This is a genomic window from Fulvivirga sp., assembly GCF_040220315.1.
In the GTDB taxonomy this organism is placed as follows: Bacteria; Bacteroidota; Bacteroidia; order Cytophagales; family Cyclobacteriaceae; genus Fulvivirga.
This window is the reverse complement of the sequence record NZ_JAVJUY010000034.1, coordinates 1-3,631: the sequence shown is the minus strand read 5'-3', so window position 1 is coordinate 3,631 and position 3,631 is coordinate 1. Positions and strand designations below refer to the sequence as shown.

The following is a 3,631-nucleotide window of genomic DNA, read 5'->3' as shown; positions in this document are numbered from 1 at the left end:
TTTTAACGTGGCTGTGTGTGCCGAGACAGGAGTCCCGATGGCTATCGGGATGTCTGCCTGTTTCAACACCCTACAGTATATTCGTCAATTTTAACGTGGCTGTGTGTGCCGAGACAGCAGTCCCGATGGCTATCGGGATGTCTGCCTGTTTCAACACCCTACAGTATATGTCCTTCTGACACTTCAAATATAGCTTAATGAGCTTTTTATTAAAATTTTTTCATATTTATAGCATAATATTTACATACTATTTATTTAAAGCCTAATTTTATTTTAATAATTATAATTTAATCTATCAATTATGCCTCAAAATTTCGAAATTGATAATGTAGATCTTCAGATTCTGGATATTCTGATGAAAAATGCCAAAAAGCCTTATACCGAAGTGGCCAAACAAGTATTTGTTTCAGGCGGTACTGTACATGTAAGAATGCGAAAAATGGAAGAGGCTGGCATCGTTACCGGCACTACACTTGAACTTGACAATACCAAGCTGGGCTATGATATTACTGCCTTTATAGGTATTTTTCTAGCTAAAAGTGCTTTGTATGATGATGTAATTAATCAACTAAAGGCCATCCCTGAAATTACGAACGTGCATTATACAACAGGAAACTACAGCATGTTTGCAAAAATCAATTGTAAAGACACGCAGCATCTTAAAGACCTGTTACACGATAAAATTCAACGAGTTGATGGAATTACAAGAACCGAGACCATGATTTCCTTAGAAGAAAGTATCAACAGGCCCATTCCGGTTACTCATGCCGATAAGTAAAACATATGCTTCCATAAGACATTTCTATTTAAAAAATCCAAATTGGGGAACATCCTTCCATAGATTTTGTTGTACATTTGTGGTGTAATTTGAAATTAGTCTAAATAATAACTAATGAGTAAAGACGATCAAATTTTAGAAGAATTTACCTCCAAAGAGTACGAACACGGCTGGAGTATTGATATAGAGTCTGATCAGGCCCCAAAAGGGTTGAATGAGGACACAGTACGCTTTATTTCTGCTAAAAAAGAAGAGCCTGAATGGCTACTTGAATGGCGATTGAGTGCCTTCAGGAAATGGCAGAAAATGAAAGAGCCAAAATGGCCAAATGTCACCTACCCTGCTGTGGATTATCAGGATATCATATACTACTCTGCTCCTAAGAAAAAGAAGCAGTTAAATAGTTTAGATGAAGTTGATCCTGAGTTAAGAGAAACATTCAAGAAATTAGGTATCTCTTTAGAGGAGCAAAAAAGGCTTACTGGTGTAGCGGTTGATGCTGTTATTGATAGTGTATCTGTGGCTACCACTTTTAAAGATAAATTAGCCGAATTAGGAGTTATCTTCTGCTCATTTAGTGAAGCAGTAAAAGAACATCCTGAATTGGTGAAGAAATATTTAGGCTCAGTGGTACCGGCAGGCGATAATTTCTTTGCTGCTTTAAATTCAGCCGTTTTCTCCGATGGTTCTTTTTGTTACATCCCAAAGGGTGTGCGATGCCCGATGGAGTTATCGACTTACTTTAGAATAAATGCAGCCAATACTGGTCAGTTTGAAAGAACTTTAATTGTTGCTGAAGATGCATCATATGTATCTTACCTCGAAGGTTGTACAGCTCCTCAGAGGGATGAGAATCAGCTGCACGCTGCAGTCGTAGAAATTTATGCAGCAAAAGATGCTGAAGTAAAATATTCAACAGTACAGAATTGGTATCCGGGCGATAAAAACGGAAAAGGCGGTATCTACAACTTCGTAACCAAACGTGGTTTGTGCGCAGGTGATAACTCCAAAATTTCATGGACTCAAGTTGAAACGGGTTCTGCAGTAACGTGGAAATACCCTTCTTGCATCTTAAAAGGTGATAACTCCACAGGTGAGTTTTACTCGGTGGCCGTAACTAATAATTATCAGCAAGCTGATACAGGAACCAAGATGATTCACATAGGTAAAAATACCAAATCAAGAATCGTTTCTAAAGGTGTGTCAGCAGGGCATTCACAAAACAGTTACCGCGGGCAAGTGCATGTGATGAAACGTGCAGAAGGTGCAAGAAATTTCTCACAGTGTGATTCTTTATTAATGGGAAATCAGTGTGGGGCACATACATTCCCGTACATCGATATTGAGAACAGCACTGCCCAAGTAGAACACGAAGCAACAACTTCAAAAATTGGTGAAGACCAGATTTTCTACTGTACACAAAGAGGTATAGATGAAGAAAGTGCAGTTGCACTTATTGTAAACGGCTATTGCAAAGAGGTTTTAAACCAATTGCCTATGGAGTTTGCTGTTGAGGCGCAGAAATTATTAGCACTTACGCTTGAAGGATCTGTAGGATAATCCCAATTAACAATTTTCAATTAACGATTAACAACAAAGTCGAATGTTAAAAATTAAAGACTTACACGCCTCTATCGAAGGCAAAGAAATATTAAAAGGTATCAACCTGGAAGTGAAAGCAGGTGAAGTACATGCCATTATGGGACCTAACGGTTCTGGTAAAAGTACCTTAGCTTCTGTTCTTGCCGGAAGAGAAGATTATGAAGTAGTAAAAGGAGAAATAGATTTTGATGGTAAAGATTTACTTGATCTTGCCGCGGAAGAAAGAGCCAGGGAAGGTGTGTTTCTTGCATTCCAATATCCTATCGAAATACCTGGAGTGAGCACTACTAACTTTATGAAAACGGCTTTAAATCAAGTGCGTGAATATCGCGGACTGGAGCCCTTAGATGCCGTTTCTTTCTTAAAGATTATGAAGGAGAAAATGCAACTGGTAGATATTGACCAGTCATTACTAAGCAGATCTCTTAATGAAGGCTTCTCAGGTGGTGAAAAGAAGAGAAACGAAATCTTCCAGATGGCCATGCTAGAGCCCAAGTTATCCATCCTTGATGAAACGGATTCAGGTTTGGATATCGATGCCCTGAAGATTGTTGCTAATGGGGTGAATAAATTAAAGTCAAAAGACAACGCCACAATCGTTGTTACTCACTATCAAAGGCTTTTAGATTATATTGTTCCTGACTATGTGCATGTGCTATATAACGGAAGAATTGTTAAATCTGGCAGCAAAGAACTAGCTCTTGAATTAGAAGAAAAAGGGTACGATTGGATCAAAGAAGAAGCAAACGCTACAGCTTAATCTATTTATGGCAGAATTAGCAGAAAAAAGCAAAATAATGGAAGGTATTATCAACCGTTTTAATGAATTGAGCCCCTCTTCTGACTTTCATCAGAATAGAAAAGAGGCTATGGATTTATTAAATTCTATAGGACTACCTACTATTAAAAACGAGGAGTATAAATTCACTAACATCACCAAAATACTCGAAAAGGAATTCAATTCAATTCCACATCACTCAAATAGCAACATTCAAAAGGAGGCAATTCAAAAATTAGATATTGAAGGCCTTGATGTGCATAAATTAGTGTTTATTAATGGGGTGTATTCAAGTGATTTATCAGATGATATAACGATCAAAGGAGTATCGGTAACTAACCTAGATACTGCTATTGTTGAAGGAAATGAGTCATTGAATAAGTATTTTGGTAAAGCTTCCAGAGGGAATAAAGATGCCTTTTTGGCACTTAACACGGCACTAACAGAAGATGGTGCTTTGATACATCTAGAGG

3 protein-coding genes and 1 pseudogene are annotated in these 3,631 nt (G+C 37.8%); all 4 read left to right on the top strand.

The window, feature by feature from the left end:
* Window positions 1–301: 301 nt before the first annotated feature.
* Window positions 302–778, top strand: coding sequence for an Lrp/AsnC ligand binding domain-containing protein (locus RLO81_RS01135; protein WP_350105996.1), 477 nt, complete (start codon window positions 302–304; stop codon window positions 776–778).
* 114 nt (window positions 779–892) lie between these two features.
* A complete protein-coding gene (gene sufB / locus RLO81_RS01130) occupies window positions 893–2,338 on the top strand; it encodes a Fe-S cluster assembly protein SufB (RefSeq protein ID WP_350105993.1) in 1,446 nt (481 codons plus the stop codon).
* 43 nt (window positions 2,339–2,381) lie between these two features.
* Window positions 2,382–3,140: a Fe-S cluster assembly ATPase SufC gene (gene sufC, locus RLO81_RS01125; protein ID WP_350105991.1), complete on the top strand. Its 759-nt coding sequence runs from the start codon at window positions 2,382–2,384 to the stop codon at window positions 3,138–3,140.
* Window positions 3,141–3,147: 7 nt separating this feature from the next.
* Window positions 3,148–3,631 (top strand): annotated as a pseudogene (locus tag RLO81_RS01120) (hypothetical protein); the annotation flags it as partial.

Excerpts from the sequence above, each read along its gene's own strand:
- RLO81_RS01135 (WP_350105996.1), top strand. The coding sequence starts at position 302 with ATGCCTCAAAATTTCGAAATTGATAATGTAGATCTTCAGATTCTGGAT.
- sufB (WP_350105993.1), top strand. The coding sequence starts at position 893 with ATGAGTAAAGACGATCAAATTTTAGAAGAATTTACCTCCAAAGAGTAC.
- sufC (WP_350105991.1), top strand. The coding sequence starts at position 2,382 with ATGTTAAAAATTAAAGACTTACACGCCTCTATCGAAGGCAAAGAAATA.